At 59.4% G+C, this 320-nt stretch carries 1 protein-coding gene; it reads left to right on the plus strand.

Features of this window, described 5'->3' with window-relative positions:
• Positions 1–23: 23 nt before the first annotated feature.
• Positions 24–320 (plus strand): glycosyltransferase 87 family protein (locus KDH83_RS32225; RefSeq protein WP_212323290.1); only part of this gene is annotated, 297 nt, incomplete at its 3' end.

Raw genomic sequence — 320 nt, forward strand, 5'->3', positions numbered from 1 at the left:
GTCTGCTCCCCGGCCGCGACCGCATGCTGCTCCTGGTTTACTGGTTTTCTCCGATCACGCTGGTCGCCACCTACTGGCTTGGGTACAACGATCTGGTGCCGGTCGCCCTGTTGACTCTGACCCTTTACAGCATCCGTCATCAAAAGAACTGGACGGCGGGCCTGGCACTGGCCGCTGCCATTTCAGCCAAGTTGAGCATGGCGGCTGCGCTGCCCTTCTTCCTGATTTATTTTCAGCACAATCGTCCTCACCGCAAGTTTCTTCCCGATTTCGCCAAGGCGTTCGCCGTGGGCGCCGTCCTGTTTCTGCTGCCGTTCGTC

Origin of the sequence: Achromobacter sp. Marseille-Q0513 (assembly GCF_018195695.1) — a bacterium.
Taxonomy (GTDB): domain Bacteria; phylum Pseudomonadota; class Gammaproteobacteria; order Burkholderiales; family Burkholderiaceae_B; genus Achromobacter.